The following is a 15,745-nucleotide window of genomic DNA, read 5'->3' as shown; positions in this document are numbered from 1 at the left end:
TAGGTTCGTTGGCGGACAGTGAAGGAATAAAGACGGTTTCAATCGCATCGCACCAGGTTATTCTGTAATGGACAACAAACCTAAAACCTTCGTTCCGAGTGCGTCGGGGACGAAGGTTCTTTGGGAATTATTGAAAGTGTACTTCGCCTACCACTGCTTGATTGCGCGTGCCCGAGGAGAAGCACACACCGTCTAGCCGGTGAAAAAAAGACAAGACCCAAACGATATCAGACGAGATCTAGACAAGATCCAACCGAGATTCACTAGACAAGATCCAACCGAGATTCAATAGAGATAAAAAGCCTCTACTGGTGTCCCGGTGGCCCGGTACCCCGGTACCCCAGTGGCCCGGTGTCCCGGGGCCGGTGTGCCGCCCAATCTGGCGTTTACGATCACTGCTTTCTGTAGCACCGTACTTTTAAAAGTCAAAATTGTCCGGATCGGGGCCGAAGCGCTTGCCGGTATCGAGGGCGTCGATCTGTGCCATCTCCTCGTCGGTGAGCTCGAAATCAAATATGGCTGCGTTGCTGCGAATCCGCTCCGGATGGCCCGACTTGGGGATCACCACGACGCCGTTCTGCACGTCCCAGCGCAGGATGACCTGAGCGGGCGACTTGCCGTGCCGGGCGCCGATCTCCTGGAGCACGTCAATGTCCAGGGCGCCGCGCATCAGCGGGCTCCACGCCTCGAGCTGAATCTGGTGCTGGTGCGTATAGCGCAGCAGCTCCTTCTGCGTCAGCAGCGGATGCAGCTCGACCTGGTTGACCATCGGTACGATCGAGCCGGCGTCCATTACCCGCTCGAGATGATGCGGCTGGAAATTGCTGACGCCGATCGCTTGCACCAGGCCGTTGTTGTACAGCTTCTCCAGGGCGCGCCAGGTGTCGACGTAGCGCTCCTTGACCGGCCAATGGATGAGCAGCAGGTCGACGTATTCCAGCCCGAGCCGCTGGCGGCTCTCTTCAAAGGCGGCCAGCGCACGATCGTAGCCGTGATCGTCGTTCCAGATCTTGGTCGTGACGAACACTTGGTCGCGGGGGATGCCGGATATGCGGATCGCCTCGCCCACACCGGTCTCGTTGCCGTACATCGCGGCTGTGTCGATGCTGCGGTAGCCTGCCTCAAGCGCCGTCGACACAGCGCCGCGCACCTCCTCGCCATCATCCAGCTTGTACACGCCCAGGCCAAGCCAGGGCATGCGCACGCCATTATGCAAGACGGTATGATCGGTCATAATCGGGTCCATTATGAATCCTCCTCTTCAAGTGACTCTTTCCTATTACCCGGTAATGCGACGAGATAACAGATTTCGAACCGGAAGGAGTCAGTGCGAGTCCCTATCCGCGATCAGTCTCGAATTCCAGGCCAAGAAGCGCATGATACCAGTCGCAGAATCCCGTCGGTGAAGTCAGCGATATCAGTCGCGAATTCGAGTCAAGACGCCCGCGGCCAGTCGCGATTCCGAGCCAGACGTCCGCGATCAGTCGTGAATCCGGGCCAAGAAGCGCTCGATGGCCTCGGAGGCCGCGCCGCGCATGGCCGAGCGCTCCCCGAGCTCGGCGAACAGGATGCGCAGATCGCCGCGGTGATGCGGCAGCGCGCGCGCCGCAATCGTGTCGCGCAGCGCCTCCTCCAGCCACCGGCGGGCGCGGCTCATGCGATTGCCGACGATGACGGCGTCGGGATTGAAGATATTGGCGATGCTCGCGATCCCTGCCCCGAGGTGCGTGCCGATGCCATAGAAGAGGCGCCGCGCATCCTCGGAGCCGTCGCCGGCCGCCTCCAGCAGCGCGCGCAGCGAGCTGTAGCCGAGCGGCTCGGCCTGCTCCAGCAGCGCGTTCTCCGAGGCGTACAGCTCCCAGCAGCCGCGATTGCCGCAGCGGCAGGGCTTGCCGGCGAGCTCGATGGAGAGATGGCCGAGCTCGCCAGAGTAGCCGGAAGCGCCCCGGTACAGCTCGCCGCCGAGGATCAGGCCGGTGCCGATGCCGATGCCGACGCTGACGTAGATCTGATTGGCGATGCCGCGTCCTGCGCCGTAGCGCTGCTCGCCCTGGGCGCCGGCGTTGGCCTCGTTGTCGATCGTGACAGGCACGCCGAAGCGCTCCTCGAGCCGCGCGCGCAGGGCGACTTGCTGCCACCCGAGATTCGGCGCGAGCAGGATCATGCCCGCTCCATCGACGATCCCGGGCACGCCGACGCCGATGCCGACGATGCCGTACGGGCTGGACGGCGCTGCTGCGATCAGCTCTCCGATGCAGGCACAGAGCTCGGCCACCGCCGCCTCCAGACCGGTGCCGGCGAGCGGGTATTCCCGCTCGGCGATGAGATTGCCGTCCAAGTCGGTTAGTGCGCCGCGGATGTAATTGACGCCCAGGTCGACGCCGACGGCGTAGCCGGCCGCCCGATTGAAGGTGAGCATGACCGGCTTGCGGCCGCCGCTCGACTCGCCCGGTCCGAGCTCGAGCACGAGCTGCCCGTCGATCAGATGCTGCACGAGACTGGACACGGTGGCCTTGTTCAGTCCCGTCGTACCGGAGATCGCAGCCCGCGAGAGCGGGCCGCGGCGGATAATCTCCTCCAGCACGATCGAGAGATTCATTTTTTTGATCAGCGCGGTGTCGCCGGTTGTTTTCGCCATGATGCCGTTCCTCCGTTTCCTTAAAAAAATTTTATCACAAACTTACTTTGTTGGATAGACAAACTAAGTTTTCCGATGGTAGAATAGAGCGGGAAGTAAAAATATTGCGAATCGAATTGTGCGTCATAGTGTGTGTCACCTTGTGCGTCACGGCATCACGTAATAGCGTTTTCATTTACCAAAGGAGGCTTCCGTGAAATGAGTTATTTTCAATCGGTAGGCAAGATCGCATACGAGGGCAAGGGCTCGGACAATCCGCTGGCATTCAAGCATTACAACCCGCAGGAGAAGGTGCTGGGCAAGACGATGGAGGAGCATATGCGCTTCGCGGTTGCGTACTGGCACACGTTCACCGGGGCGGGCGCGGATCCGTTCGGCGTCGGTACGGCCGTGCGCGCCTGGGACACGATGAGCGAGATGGACAAGGCGAAGGCGCGGGTCGAAGCGAACTTCGAATTCCTCGAAAAGCTCGGCGTGCCGTACTACTGCTTCCATGACCGCGACGTGGCGCCGGAGGGCGAGACGCTGCAGGAGACGAATCAGAATCTCGATACCATCGTCGAGCTGCTGAAGCAGAACATGAAATCGAGCGGCAAAAAGCTGCTCTGGAATACCGCCAACATGTTCACGAACCCGCGCTTCGTGCATGGCGCCGGCACCTCCTCCAATGCGGACGTCTATGCCTATGCGGCGGCGCAGGTGAAAAAGGGGCTGGAAGTGGGCAAGGAGCTGGGCGCGGAGAACTACGTGTTCTGGGGCGGCCGCGAGGGCTACGAAACGCTGCTCAACACCGACATGGAGATGGAGCTGGACAATCTGGCGCGGCTGTATCGCATGGCGCTGGACTATGCGCGCGAGATCGGCTTTGACGCGCAATTCCTGATTGAGCCCAAGCCGAAGGAGCCGAGCAAGCATCAGTACGACTTTGATGCGGCGACGACGATCTCTTTCCTGCAAAAGTACGATCTGGCGGGTCACTTCAAGCTCAACCTGGAAGCGAATCACGCCACGCTGGCGGGCCACACGTTCGAGCACGAGCTGCGCACGGCGGCGATCAACGGTATGCTCGGCTCGCTCGACGCGAACCAGGGCGATCTGCTGCTCGGCTGGGACACGGACGAATTCCCGACCGATCTGTATGCCACGACGCTGACGATGTACGAGCTGCTGCGCGCCGGCGGCATCGGACGCGGCGGCATCAACTTCGACGCCAAGGTGCGTCGCGGCTCGTTCGAGGACGTGGACTTGTTCTACGCGCACATCGCCGGCATGGATTCGTTCGCGTGGGGACTCAAGGCCGCGGCCAAGATGGTCGAGAGCAAATTCTTCGACACCATCATCGGCGAGCGCTACGGCAGCTACGGCAGCGGCATAGGCGAGGAGATCGTCTCCGGCAAGGCGACGCTGAAGTCGCTCGAGCAGTACGCGCTGCAAAACAATCCGATCAAAAACATCTCCGGCCGTCAGGAGCGGATCAAGCAGCAAATCAACGAAATCATCTACAGCGTGTAGTCTTGCTGCACGCTGGCGACGAGAGGGGGAGACCGGCAAGTGGGATATGTCATCGGCATCGATCTGGGCACGAGCGCGGTCAAGGCGCTGCTCGTCGATCGGGAAGGAACAGTGCGCGCCGAGGCGGCGCGCGAGTATCCGCTGTATCATAATTATTCCGGCTGGAGCGAGCAGGATCCGGACGATTGGGTGCGCGGCACGCTGGAGGCGCTGCGCGAGCTGACGGACGGACTGGGCGCCGAGGCGGACGCCGTGGAGGGGATCAGCTTCTCCGGACAAATGCACGGGCTCGTGCTGCTGGACGGCGCAGGCGCGCCGGTGCGGCGCGCCATCCTGTGGAACGATACGCGCACGAGCGAGCAGTGCCGCGAGATCGAGCGCACGCTTGGCGAGCGGCTGCTCGGCATCGCGCGCAATCCGGCGCTGGAAGGCTTCACGCTGCCGAAGCTGCTCTGGGTGCGGCAGCATGAACCGGAGGCGTTTTCCCGCGCGGCGACGTTTGTCCTGCCCAAGGACTACGTGCGCTACAAGCTGACCGGCGAGCTGCACATGGATTATTCCGATGCTGCAGGGACGCTGCTGCTCGACGTCGCGAACAAGCGCTGGAGCACGGAGATCCTGGACGCCTTCGGCCTGTCGCCGCAGCTCTGCGTGCCGCTCGTGGCGTCGCATGATCGCGTCGGCGAGCTCAGCTCTGATGCGGCCGCGGCGAGCGGGTTGTCGCAGCGCACCGGCGTCTATGCCGGCGGCGCGGACAATGCCTGCGGCGCGATCGGCGCGGGCATCCTGAGCGAGGGCGTGACGCTGTGCAGCATCGGCACATCGGGGGTCATTCTTTCGTCGGAGGCGGACAAGGATCGCGACTTTGGCGGCAAGGTGCACTTCTTCAATCACGGCAAGCCGGACGCCTTCTACGCCATGGGCGTGACGCTCGGCGCGGGCTATTCGCTGAGCTGGTTCCGCCGCACCTTCGCCCCGGACGAATCGTATGATGCGCTGCTGGCGGGCGTCGGCGACGTGCGGCCTGGCGCGGGCGGCCTGCTCTTCACGCCGTATCTGGTCGGCGAGCGCACGCCGCACGCGGATGCGGTCGTACGCGGCAGCTTCATCGGCATCGACGGCTCGCACGGCCGCGATCACTTCGCGCGGGCGGTGCTCGAGGGCATCACCTTCTCGCTCAACGAATCGGTGGCGATCTTCCGCGCGGCGGGCAAGACGGTCGATACGATCATCTCGATCGGCGGCGGCGCCCGCAATCCGCACTGGCTGCAGATGCAGGCGGATATCTTCGACGCGGAGGTCGTGGCGCTGGAGACCGAGCAGGGACCGGGGATGGGCGCGGCGATGCTGGCGGCTTACGGCTGCGGCTGGTTCGACAGCCTGGAGGCCTGCGCGGCACGCTTCGTGCGCCATGGCGCTACGTACCGGCCCGATGCGGCGGCGGTACGGCAGTATGCCGGCCTGTTCGACGCTTACCGTCAGGTCTACGCGCAGACGCGCGGCCTCGGCGAGGCGCTTTTGCCTTATCGGGCTTGAGCAGCGGAGCACAGGCGGATGGATAGCGGATTCAAATGAACGAGGCTCGGATGACGCTTTTCAAGCGTTGTCCGGGCTTTTTCTTGCTATACTTGAAGGGAACCCCAGGTCATCAGTATCGTATGAACAAGAAAGCCTTCAGATATCTCAACTATCTCAACATATGCAGGACCAGAGAGAGGAGACGGCAAAATGGAAGCCAATCGCGAGTCATCCCGCCAGGGGCCATCCCGCTCCGACGAAGCACTGCCGCGCGTACCGGAACGGGAGACGAATGTGCTGGAGCTGGATATTGAAGAAGCAGGTTACGAGATTGGCAAACCGACGATCGCCAATATCCATCTTGCGGTCGGCGCGGGCGAACTGGTCGGACTCATTGGGCCCAACGGCGCCGGCAAAAGCACGACGATCAAGACTGCGCTCGGCCTGCTGCCGTACCGCAAGGGCGAGGTGCGCATCGGCGGCGCGAGGCAGCGCTACGCCTATGTGCCGGAACAGCCGGTGCTGTATGAATATTTCACCCTGTGGGAGCATCTGCGGCTGGCGGCCTCCGCCTACGGCATGGACGAGCCGCAATTCGCCGATCGCGCTGAGCGGCTGCTGGAGCGCTTCCGCCTGACGGAGCAAAGGCATCTGTACCCGATCCGCTTCTCCAAGGGCATGCAGCAGAAGCTGATGCTGATCATCGGCTTCCTGCTCGAGCCCGACCTGTATATCGTCGACGAGCCGTTCGTGGGTCTCGATCCGCGCGCGACCGGCGACTTCCTGGAGCTGCTGGAGCTGGAGCGGCAGCGGGGGGCGGGCGTGCTCATGTCCACCCATGTGCTCGACACGGCGGAGCGCATCGCCGAGCGCTTCGTGCTCGTCGACAGCGGCACGGTCGTGGCGAGCGGTACGCTGGACGAGGTGCGCGTCACGGCGGACTGCGGCGAATCGGCGAGCCTGCTGGACTGCTTCAGGAAGCTGACCTGATGCGGAGCAAGCGAACGGAACACGTCGAGCATACGAAGCGCGCAGAGTCCACGAAGCATCCCGAGCACACGCAGCACACGGAGTACGCCGAGCACACGAAGCATGCCGAGCACACGCAGCACACGCAGCGCGCCAAGTACATTGCGCAAACAGAGCGCGCCGAGCATACGGAGCTCCCTGACCCGGCTGAGCCAGCCGATCACACCGCGCCACCCGAGCACATCGAGCGCACAGTGTCTGGCGACCTTGCACGCAAGCGAATGATGACGCCCGGCCGCTTGTTCGCGATACGGCTGCGCAGCTACTATGCCGAGCAGCGCAAGGTATGGGGCAGCGCGCTCGATTGGACGGTGTGGATCTATCTGCTCGTCCCTGGGCTGTTCATCGGCGGCGGCAGCTATCTGGAGCTGATCCGCGAGCAGCCCCCCTGGCTCGGAATGATCCCGTATGCCGTGCTGCCTATCGTACTGACGGTGAGCGTATGGATCGCATCGCTGCGGCTGCTCCTGGAGGAGGCGGACCGGCTCTTCCTGCTGCAGCGAGTACAGTGGCTGAGCGGGGTGGCGCGGCGCGGCATCGTCTACACGCTCGCCGTCCAGACGCTATCGACGCTGCTGATCTATGCGCTTGCGCTGCCGTGGCTATTGGAAGTGGTGGAGCTGTCGCCGCTCGCGGTGGCGCTCGGCCTGGCGTACACGGTTCTTTTCAGACACTCGTCCGCCCTGCTGTCGAGTCTGCTCAGCGGCCGCATGGGCGCAGGCTGGCGCAAATGGCTGCGCGAAAGCGCGCTGCTCCTCGTGCTGGGCGCGGGGTATCTGCTGCCGATGCTGGCCGGTCGCGGATCCCTATGGCTGCTCGTCTGCGCTTGTGCCGTCGCGGCCGTCCTGTGGCTGTTCCTGGTGGCCGTGAAATGGCGCCGCGCTATCGGCAGCTTCGAGCAGGATGTCGCCGCCCAGCGGCGCGCGCGGCTGCGCAGCACCGAGCTGCTGATGAGCCAGGTCGTGTCGGCGAAGCCGCTCATCCGCGTCGCCAAGCCGCTGATGTTCCGCCATTCGGGGCGCCTCTTGCGAGGCACGGACGGCGGCACGATGCTGGCGGAAATGCGCCTCAAGGCTTTCGTGCGCCGCTTCGAAACGCTGCGGCTGTGGCTCGGCTTCCTCTCGATGGGCGCGACGGCCATCGCGCTCTGTCCGCCGCCGCTCGCGGCGGCGCTCCTGCCGATGCTGACGCTGATGGGGGCGGGCTGGCTCGGGCAGCAATGGAAGCAGTGGATCGAGGAGCCGTTCATCGCTCGGTTCGGCTGGACCGATGTGCAGCTGGCCAAGGGGCGCATCGTCTCGCGCTGCTGGCTGCTGCTGCCGCCGGTCGCTGTCTGGTCCGCAGTCGCAGGCTGGCTGCTGTTGCCGCTATGGGGCGGCCTGCTCGGCCTGCTGACAGGACCGCTGATCTGCTGGGCGCTGCATCGGACAGGCGCCGCCCGGAACGAAGCCGAGACTTTTGCAGGTCATGGCAAGTAACAGGGGGGGACGCTCTTATGAATGGTACGGCGGTCTGCACCTGCAGGACGCCGTGCCGTGGCGCTGGGACCGCACATGGCGGAAGGCGGTGCCGCGCAGCCACGGCTCCCCGGCGGGTAGAGGCTCCGCACGTGATCTGCGCCATCGGCTGCTCCGACGGAAGAACGGCGACAGAAGAAGGGGACGGAGGAACCGTGCTCGAACGGCAGGGAGCAGGGATGAGCGAGCGGCTAAGAATACTTCACGAAATAACCAAAGACAGCTCATCCATCAGGCGGGCAAACGGACGCACCTCACCTCACCTCATCTCATCTAACGGTTGCCCGCGCGCTTATTTGGCCACAATCGCGTTATTTCGATGGATTTCAAGAAAATAAGACCTATGGCAACCGTTACAATTCAATCGGCGCTTTTTTGGGCGCAGTAGCCGCTGTGGCAACCGCTAGGTTCGTTGGAGGATGGTGAAGGGATAAAGACGGTTTCAATCGCGCCAGGTTATTCTGTAATGGACATTAATGCGCGGGCTCCTGCAACGCATGCAGCGCCGCGTGCTTGCCGGCGGCATGGCCGGTGGTGAAGGCGGCGGTGATGTTGTAGCCGCCGGTGTACCCGTGAATGTCCAGCACCTCGCCGCAGAAGAACAGTCCGGGCATGCGTCTCGACATCATCGTGCGCGGCTCGATCTCCTTGAGATGCACGCCGCCCCCGGTCACGAAGGCTTCCTCCAGCGAGCGCGTGCCATCGATGCGAATGGACAATCGCTTGGTAAGCTCCGCCAGTTGCCGACAAGCTTGCTTCGGGATATTGGCGTAGGTCGTATCGCCATCCAGTCCGCTGCGCCGCAGCAGCAGCGGCACGAGCCGCTCGGGGTAGTACGCCTTGAGCACGTTGCGAATCGCCTTGCGCGGCTCGGCCGCGGCCAGTGCCAGCGTATCGCGGGCCACGCCGTCCGTGTCGCTGCCGGGCCGCAGGTCGATGCTGAGCTCGACGTCGGGCGCGCCGCCCTTGGCCGCCTGGGCGCGCAGCGCCTTGACGACATATTGGCTGCAGCGCAGCGCGGCCGGACCGGACAGGCCGAAGTGGGTGAACAGCATGTCGCCTTCGTGCATGACAATTTTTTTGCCCTTGGCATTCCATACCGTCAGCGTCACGTCGCGCAGCGACAGTCCCTGCAGCTCGCGACTGCGGATGAACGCCTCGTCCGAGGTGAGCGGCACCTCGGTCGGATACAGCTCGGTGATCGTATGCCCAGCCTGCTCGGCCCACGGATAGCCGTCCCCGGTGGAGCCGGTGTGGGGCACCGACTTGCCGCCGGTGGCGATGACGACCGCGCCTGCGGATAGCACGGTGCCGTCCTGCAGCCGTACCCCTGCTGTACGGCCCTCTTCGTAGCGGACCTCGGCAACCGGGCGGTTGACGAGGATGTCCACGCCCTGCCCGCGCACGCGGCCGACGAGCGCGTCGACCACGGTCTTGGCTTTGTCCGAGACGGGGAACATGCGTCCGCGGTCCTCCTCCTTGAGCGCAATGCCGAGTCCCTCGAAAAAGCGGATGATGCTGCGGTTGTCGAACTCGGCAAAGGCGCTGTGCAAAAAGCGGCCGTTGCCGGGGATATGGCGGATCAGCTCGTCCAGCTCCATGGCGTTGGTGACGTTGCAGCGCCCGCCGCCGGAGATGCCGAGCTTGCGTCCGAGCTTGCTGCCCTTGTCAATGAGGGCGGTCCGCGCCCCTGCTGCGCTGGCCGCGATCGCGGCCATCAGTCCGGACGGCCCGCCCCCGATGATTATTACCTCGTACTCGTCGTGCATCGCTGTGTCTTCCTTTCCCTCACGCGCCGCGCTGCCTGAGCGCTGCCGCTACAATACTTGTATTGTATACGGCAGTCTGCCGATTCGCAAAATTTTTTGGGCGATTCGCCGCTCGCCGGGCTGTCCGGCATGTCGAAGACGGTTGCCCGCACTACGCCGGGGGCGTAAAATGAAGCTATACGGGAAAGGAAAGGAAGTGCTGCCAGTGGCAATGGAATGCGAAGCGCTCACGCTGCGCACGCGCGACGGCCTGGATCTCTACGCGCGCGAATGGCGCGATTCCGAAGCGGAGGCGAACGCTGTCGTCTGTCTCGTACACGGCATGGGCGAGCATAGCGGCCGCTATGCAGAGCTGGCGCTCCGCCTCACCGGCGCCGGCTATGCGGTGCTGGCCTATGACCAGCGCGGACACGGCCGCTCGCCGGGGACGCGCGGGCATACGCCGTCGATGGAGGCGCTGCGGGCCGACGCCGCCGCGCTGATCGAGCTGGCGCGCCGACGCCGCCCGGAGCTGCCTCGCGTGCTCTACGGCCACAGCATGGGCGGCAATGTGGCGCTCAGCTGCGCGCTGCATCTGCAGCCGCGGCTTCACGCGCTCGTGCTGACGAGCCCCTGGCTTCGTCTGGCCTTTGAGCCGCCGCGGCTCAAGCTGCTGGTCGGGCGGGGCATGGCGCGCATCTGGCCGGCTTTTTCCCAATCGACCGGGCTGCAGGCCTCGGATCTGGTGCACGAGCTGCCGGATTTGCCGCCCAAGTCGGCCGATCCGCTCGTGCACGACCGGATTACGGCCGGCATGTATTTTGCGCTCATGCGCGAGGGGCTGTGGGCGATCTCCCATGCCGACCGGCTCCAGGTGCCGCTGCTGCTGCTGCACGGGCTGGCCGATCCGGTCACCTCGGAGCGGGCGAGCGCCGAGCTCGCCGCCGCGCTGGGGGAACGCTGCACGTATGCGGCTTGGCCGGACGGCCTGCACGAGCTGCATCAGGACAAGGACAAGGCGCAGGTCATGGACATGATTGTCGACTGGCTCGACGCTGCGACGCGGCGCTCCGGGGATGGTCCGGCGTGAGGAAGCATGAATAACGGCAAGCCTCGGGCGCATACTAACGCCTGAAAGGAGGCGGTTTGCATGTGCGCACAGCAGCGCGATCCGTCCACAGCCGGCGCCAAGCGGCAAGACGCCGCCCAAGCCCAGCGGAATCAGGAAAAAAAGCAATCGCCCGAATCCCCCGGTTTCGACAAAAAACTGGACGGCCCGAATCGGCCGTCGGTCTGATCGCATTACGGCTGTCCGTCCGAATAGCCGGAAGCCTTCATTTCATGCCGCGTCTCCTTGGAGGCGCGGCTTTCTTTTGGCGCTTCATTCCCGAACATCCGCCTTTGCTTTCACTCCTTGTGGGGAGTATAATAGTACAAAATGCTGGACAAAGGAGTGTAGGATCCATGTCGATGTCTTTTGAACGATACATGCTGGATATGGTGCAGCCGATGCGCGACGAATTGACGCGCTTGGGCATTACGGAGCTGCGTACCCCCGAAGAGGTGGAAGCGGCGCTCCCGGACGCCAAAGGCACCGCGCTCGTGGTGGTTAACTCGGTATGCGGCTGTGCCGCCGGCCAGTGCCGCCCCGGCGTCGCTGCTGCGCTGCAGCACGATGTGACGCCCGATCATCTGTATACGGTGTTTGCGGGCCAAGACAAGGAAGCGACGGCCAAGGCGCGCGAATATTTCGCTCCCTATCCGCCATCGTCCCCGTCGATCGCGCTGATGAAGGACGGCGAGCTGGTGCATTTCATCGAACGCCATCAGATCGAGAATCGTTCCGCTCAGGAGATTGCCGCCGAGCTGGACGCCGCTTTTGACCGCCACTGCCGCTAACGACCAGCAAGGAGGAATTCGGTGAGCATACAGCAGGAGATTATCAGGAAGCTCGGCGTACAGCCGACGATTGATGTGGAAGCGGACATTCGCAGGCGCGTCGACTTTCTCAAAACGTACGTCCTGGACTCGGGCACGTCCGGCCTGCTGATCGCGATTAGCGGCGGGATCGACAGCTCGGTGGCGGCCGGCCTGTGCAAGCGGGCGACCGACGAACTGACGGCCGAGACGGGCAAGCCGTATATGACGCTCGGCGTGTTCCTGCCGTATGGCACGCAGGCCGATATTTCCGACAGCTACGCAGTGGCCCGGGCCTTCGAGCTGGAGCACACGGTGGAGGCGAATATCGAGGATGCGGTCAATGAGATCGCGCTGGAGGTCGAGCATAGTCTCAAGGGCATCCACGTCAATCGGCACATCAATCAATTGACCAAGGGCAACATCAAGGCCCGCTCGCGCATGGTGGCGCAATATGCGCTGGCCTCGGAGCTGAATCTGCTCGTGGTCGGCACGGATCACGCCTCGGAGGCGATCATCGGCTTCTATACGAAGTGGGGCGACGGCGCCGTCGATATCACGCCGCTCGCCTCGCTCAACAAGCGTCAGGTGCGGCTGCTGGCCGGTGCGCTCGGCGTACCGCAGACGGTGCTGGACAAGGCGCCGAGCGCCGGCCTGTGGGAAGGCCAGACCGACGAAGGCGAGCTCGGCATCACGTATGCGGACAACAGCGATTATCTGGAGGGCAAGACGATCGCCCCCGAGGTCGCGGAGAAGCTGGAACAGCATTATCGCAAGACCGAACACAAGCGAAGCCCGATTCCGGGCATCTGACCTCTGGGACCCCGTCTCAGGGGTCCTTCTATGAAGAGCGGGCACAGAACCGTATGGCGCGGCGGGAGGGACGTATGATACAAGGAATTGGCCACGACATCGTGGATATAGCGCGCGTGCGGCGCATTTTGGAGGGGCAGGCGGGCGCGCGTTTTTTGGCGCGCATTCTCACCCCTGCCGAGCAGAGCTGCGCGCGTGCGCGGGGCGAGGCGCGGCTGGCCGAGTTCGTCAGCGGGCGTTTTGCCGCCAAGGAAGCGGTCGTCAAGGCGCTCGGCTGCGGCATCGGCGCGCATGCCGGATTCGGCGATATCGAAATTATGCCAGATGCGCTTGGGCGCCCGGCGTGCCGACTGTCGGCGCGGACCCGGCATAGCCTGGGCCTGCCCGAGGCCGAGGTGACTGTGCATGTGACGATTACGCACGAGCGGTTGCTGGCGTCGGCGTTTGCCATTGCAGAACGGCATCAGGGAAGGAGTTATTCATGACGGAGAAGGTGGCAGGAACGGAAGAAGGGCGAAGCTACTTCAGCCGAGAGCTGCTGGAGTGGTACCGGGCCCAGCGGCGCGACCTGCCGTGGCGCAGGAGCCGCGATCCTTATCGCATCTGGGTCTCGGAGATTATGCTGCAGCAGACGCGCGTCGATACGGTCATTCCGTATTACGAGCGCTTCATGACGCGCTTCCCGACGCTGCAGGCGCTCGCCGAGGCACCGGAGGCAGAGGTGCTCAAGTGCTGGGAGGGGTTGGGCTATTATTCGCGCGCGCGCAATCTGCAGGCCGGGGCGCGGCAGGTGATGGAGCGGCACGGCGGTCAGGTGCCGGACGACGTCGAGGCGGTCGGCGCGCTCAAGGGCATCGGTCCGTATACGAAGGGCGCAGTCATGAGCATCGCTTTTGACCGGCCGGAGCCGGCGGTAGACGGCAATGTGATGCGCGTGCTGTCGCGTTATTTTTGCCTGGAGGCGGATATTGCCAAGCCGCGTACGCGGGTGGGCATCGAGCAGTTGGCGCGGCAGCTCATCCCCGAAGGGGCGGCCGGCGACTTCAACCAAGGGCTGATGGAGCTCGGTGCGCTCATCTGCACGCCGAAGTCGCCGGGCTGCCTGATCTGCCCGGTGATGGCGCACTGTGAGGGACGCCTGGCGGGGCGCGAGCGGGAGCTGCCGATCAAGACCAAGGCCAAGAAGCCGCGGCCCGAGCTACGGCTCGCCGCCTTGATCGAGGGTCGCGATGCGCTGGCCGGCAAGATCCTGGTGCGGCAGCGCCCGGACACGGGCCTGCTGGCGGGCATGTGGGAGCTGCCGCATGTGCTGGTTCCGGATGGTTATGCAGCAGTGGAGGCGAGCGGCAAAATGCCGTTGGGCAAGGCTCAGGTGAAGCAAGCGGGGCAGATGGAGCAGCCCGGACAAGCGGGAGAAGCCGAGCGGGTCGAGCGGGTCGAGCAGGTCGAGCAGGTCGGGCGGGTCGGGCGGGTCGGGCAGGTCGGGCAGGTCGGGCAGAGTGCGCAAGCGGGATATTTTGAGCAAGCTCAGCAGACGGTTAGTGCTGGCCATATGAAGCAAGCCGGGCAGTTGGAACAGATGGAACTGCTTGTCCGTTCCATCGCGGAAGAGACGCATCTGCTGGTGCGGCCGCGCGAGCAGTTTATGGTAGCGGAGCACCTGTTCAGCCATCTGAAGTGGGAAGTCCGGGTAATTCTTACGGACTTCGGGTTCGTGCTGCGGCCGCACGAAGAAGCGCAAGCGGCGCCTGCATCAAATGAGCGCAAGGTCGCCGAGACGTCAGCTTTTTACGAGCTGTCGGCACAGACAACGGCACGGGCCCGCAGCACTGATGCCGCAACCACTGGAGTTGCAGCCGGAGAAGCGGACGAGCCACTGCCCCCTGGCTATCGCTGGATCGGTCCGGAGGATATGCGGGAGCTGGCGTTCCCCAATGTATTTTTGCGCATTTTACGCGACTATTGGATGGATTACGAGCTTTGATCTCTATTCGTATGCAAGTTCCGTCGTTGTCCCGATAAGTAACTTGCATTTTTCCAGGATTTTATATATTGTAGGCTTTAGACATGTATATTCAAAACCTCGATATAAAGACGTAGACATGTTGTCATCAACATGAAGACATGGTCATGAAAACATCAACATGAAGACATCAACATGAAGGCATTAACATGAAGGCATGGTCATGAAAACATCGATATCGAAACACTGCAAGCTGATCGTAGCGGTCGTGAAGCACACGCCGTCTTCGCCGGTTATTTCTGGCGAGGGCGGCTATTTTTATTTCATATGAAAGGCAGGGCGGAATGAATATGAACAGTAACTTGCTTTCATCCAGAAGTGGATTCCAGGTAGCGTTGGATCGGTTTTTGGCGGATCACCGCAGCAAGAGTAAGGGGGCACGGGCAGAGCGTCTAGCAGCATCCCAGTACGGCCATGCCGAAGCTCTGTTCCTTGAACAAGTGTGGTGGCCAGTGTTAGGGACTTTCGAACATCTTGCTCCGGAATATGAAATCCGGGATTTCAAAGACGGGATCCGTTTCCTTGATTTCGCTTACTTCGGCCCCGATCAAAAACTCTGCATTGAAATTGATGGGTACAGCTCTCATTTGCGCGATACGGGTAGATGGCAGTTCGCTGATCACCTTATGCGGCAAAACCATCTGGTCCTTGATGGCTGGACTGTGCTGCGTTTTGCCTATGACCTCGTGAGGGAAAAGCCGAGATCCTGTCAGCAATTGCTGCAGCAATTCTTTGGAAAAAGTGGGATGGGAAATGTTTCGAAAAGGCTTGAGTCGTTATCGGTTAAAGAGCGTGAGGTCATTCGAATTCTTTTGGCTGATAGGGGGGAAGCAACGGTAACGGTGAAAGAGGCTGCAATTCGTCTAAAAATAAGTGAGAGAAGCAGCGAAAGACTGCTCAAAAAAATGACGTCGGATGCTATGCTTGTCGCTGCTTCTGCAGGAAAAATTCGAACTCACAAATACCGAGTCGACCCTGTGTTAAAAGCGGCTCTGCTGCAGGGAAGTGCGCACCCGTTACTTGCTTGATC

The 15,745-nt window shown here is 62.8% G+C and carries 14 protein-coding genes; 11 read left to right on the top strand and 3 right to left on the bottom strand.

The features are described from left to right. Positions 1 to 418: 418 nt before the first annotated feature. Entirely contained in the window at positions 419 to 1,246 is an 828-nt protein-coding gene (locus IDH44_RS19235; protein ID WP_190920449.1) for an aldo/keto reductase, read from the bottom strand. 234 nt (positions 1,247 to 1,480) lie between these two features. Next, positions 1,481 to 2,638, bottom strand: a complete 1,158-nt coding sequence (locus IDH44_RS19230) for an ROK family protein (RefSeq protein ID WP_190920448.1) — start codon at positions 2,636 to 2,638, stop codon at positions 1,481 to 1,483. A 198-nt stretch (positions 2,639 to 2,836) separates the two neighbouring features. Here IDH44_RS19230 and xylA point away from each other — a divergent pair, with 198 nt between their 5' ends. The 4 genes from xylA to IDH44_RS19210 all read left to right on the top strand — a co-directional run bounded on the left by xylA (position 2,837) and on the right by IDH44_RS19210 (position 8,175). Then, entirely contained in the window at positions 2,837 to 4,150 is a 1,314-nt protein-coding gene (xylA, locus tag IDH44_RS19225) for a xylose isomerase (RefSeq protein ID WP_190920447.1), read from the top strand. A 39-nt stretch (positions 4,151 to 4,189) separates the two neighbouring features. Further along, positions 4,190 to 5,686 carry a xylulokinase gene (xylB, locus tag IDH44_RS19220; protein WP_190920446.1) on the top strand — a complete coding sequence of 499 codons (1,497 nt, stop codon included), beginning with the start codon at positions 4,190 to 4,192 and terminating at the stop codon, positions 5,684 to 5,686. 192 nt (positions 5,687 to 5,878) lie between these two features. Further along, on the top strand, positions 5,879 to 6,658 hold the full coding sequence (locus IDH44_RS19215; RefSeq protein WP_190920445.1) for an ABC transporter ATP-binding protein: 780 nt from the start codon (positions 5,879 to 5,881) through the stop codon (positions 6,656 to 6,658). After that, positions 6,658 to 8,175 carry an ABC transporter permease gene (locus IDH44_RS19210; protein ID WP_190920444.1) on the top strand — a complete coding sequence of 506 codons (1,518 nt, stop codon included), beginning with the start codon at positions 6,658 to 6,660 and terminating at the stop codon, positions 8,173 to 8,175. The genes IDH44_RS19215 and IDH44_RS19210 overlap by 1 nt, the downstream gene beginning before the upstream one ends. A 512-nt stretch (positions 8,176 to 8,687) precedes the next feature. Here IDH44_RS19210 and IDH44_RS19205 read toward each other — a convergent pair. Further along, positions 8,688 to 9,983 carry a BaiN/RdsA family NAD(P)/FAD-dependent oxidoreductase gene (locus tag IDH44_RS19205; RefSeq protein ID WP_190920443.1) on the bottom strand — a complete coding sequence of 432 codons (1,296 nt, stop codon included), beginning with the start codon at positions 9,981 to 9,983 and terminating at the stop codon, positions 8,688 to 8,690. A gap of 211 nt (positions 9,984 to 10,194) precedes the next feature. Between IDH44_RS19205 and IDH44_RS19200 the strand changes: the two genes are divergently transcribed. The 7 genes from IDH44_RS19200 to IDH44_RS19170 all read left to right on the top strand — a co-directional run bounded on the left by IDH44_RS19200 (position 10,195) and on the right by IDH44_RS19170 (position 15,743). Next, positions 10,195 to 11,052: an alpha/beta hydrolase gene (locus tag IDH44_RS19200; RefSeq protein ID WP_223869841.1), complete on the top strand. Its 858-nt coding sequence runs from the start codon at positions 10,195 to 10,197 to the stop codon at positions 11,050 to 11,052. Between the two features lie 60 nt (positions 11,053 to 11,112). Beyond that, entirely contained in the window at positions 11,113 to 11,259 is a 147-nt protein-coding gene (locus tag IDH44_RS19195; RefSeq protein WP_190920441.1) for a hypothetical protein, read from the top strand. Positions 11,260 to 11,426: 167 nt separating this feature from the next. After that, positions 11,427 to 11,861: a BrxA/BrxB family bacilliredoxin gene (locus IDH44_RS19190; RefSeq protein WP_190920440.1), complete on the top strand. Its 435-nt coding sequence runs from the start codon at positions 11,427 to 11,429 to the stop codon at positions 11,859 to 11,861. Between the two features lie 21 nt (positions 11,862 to 11,882). Continuing rightward, positions 11,883 to 12,692: an ammonia-dependent NAD(+) synthetase gene (gene nadE, locus IDH44_RS19185; protein WP_190920439.1), complete on the top strand. Its 810-nt coding sequence runs from the start codon at positions 11,883 to 11,885 to the stop codon at positions 12,690 to 12,692. A gap of 74 nt (positions 12,693 to 12,766) precedes the next feature. After that, a complete protein-coding gene (gene acpS, locus IDH44_RS19180) occupies positions 12,767 to 13,177 on the top strand; it encodes a holo-ACP synthase (protein ID WP_190920438.1) in 411 nt (136 codons plus the stop codon). Then, complete coding sequence (gene mutY, locus IDH44_RS19175) at positions 13,174 to 14,676, top strand: A/G-specific adenine glycosylase (RefSeq protein ID WP_190920437.1); 1,503 nt, start codon at positions 13,174 to 13,176, stop codon at positions 14,674 to 14,676. The genes acpS and mutY overlap by 4 nt, the downstream gene beginning before the upstream one ends. Before the next feature lie 329 nt (positions 14,677 to 15,005). Then, entirely contained in the window at positions 15,006 to 15,743 is a 738-nt protein-coding gene (locus tag IDH44_RS19170) for a DNA-binding response regulator (RefSeq protein ID WP_223869834.1), read from the top strand. Positions 15,744 to 15,745 lie beyond the last annotated feature (2 nt).

It is taken from the genome of Paenibacillus sabuli (assembly GCF_014705605.1).
Lineage (GTDB): Bacteria > Bacillota > Bacilli > Paenibacillales > Paenibacillaceae > Paenibacillus_D > Paenibacillus_D sabuli.
Note: the sequence above shows the minus strand (reverse complement) of the source record. Positions and strands in the feature narration are given on the sequence as shown.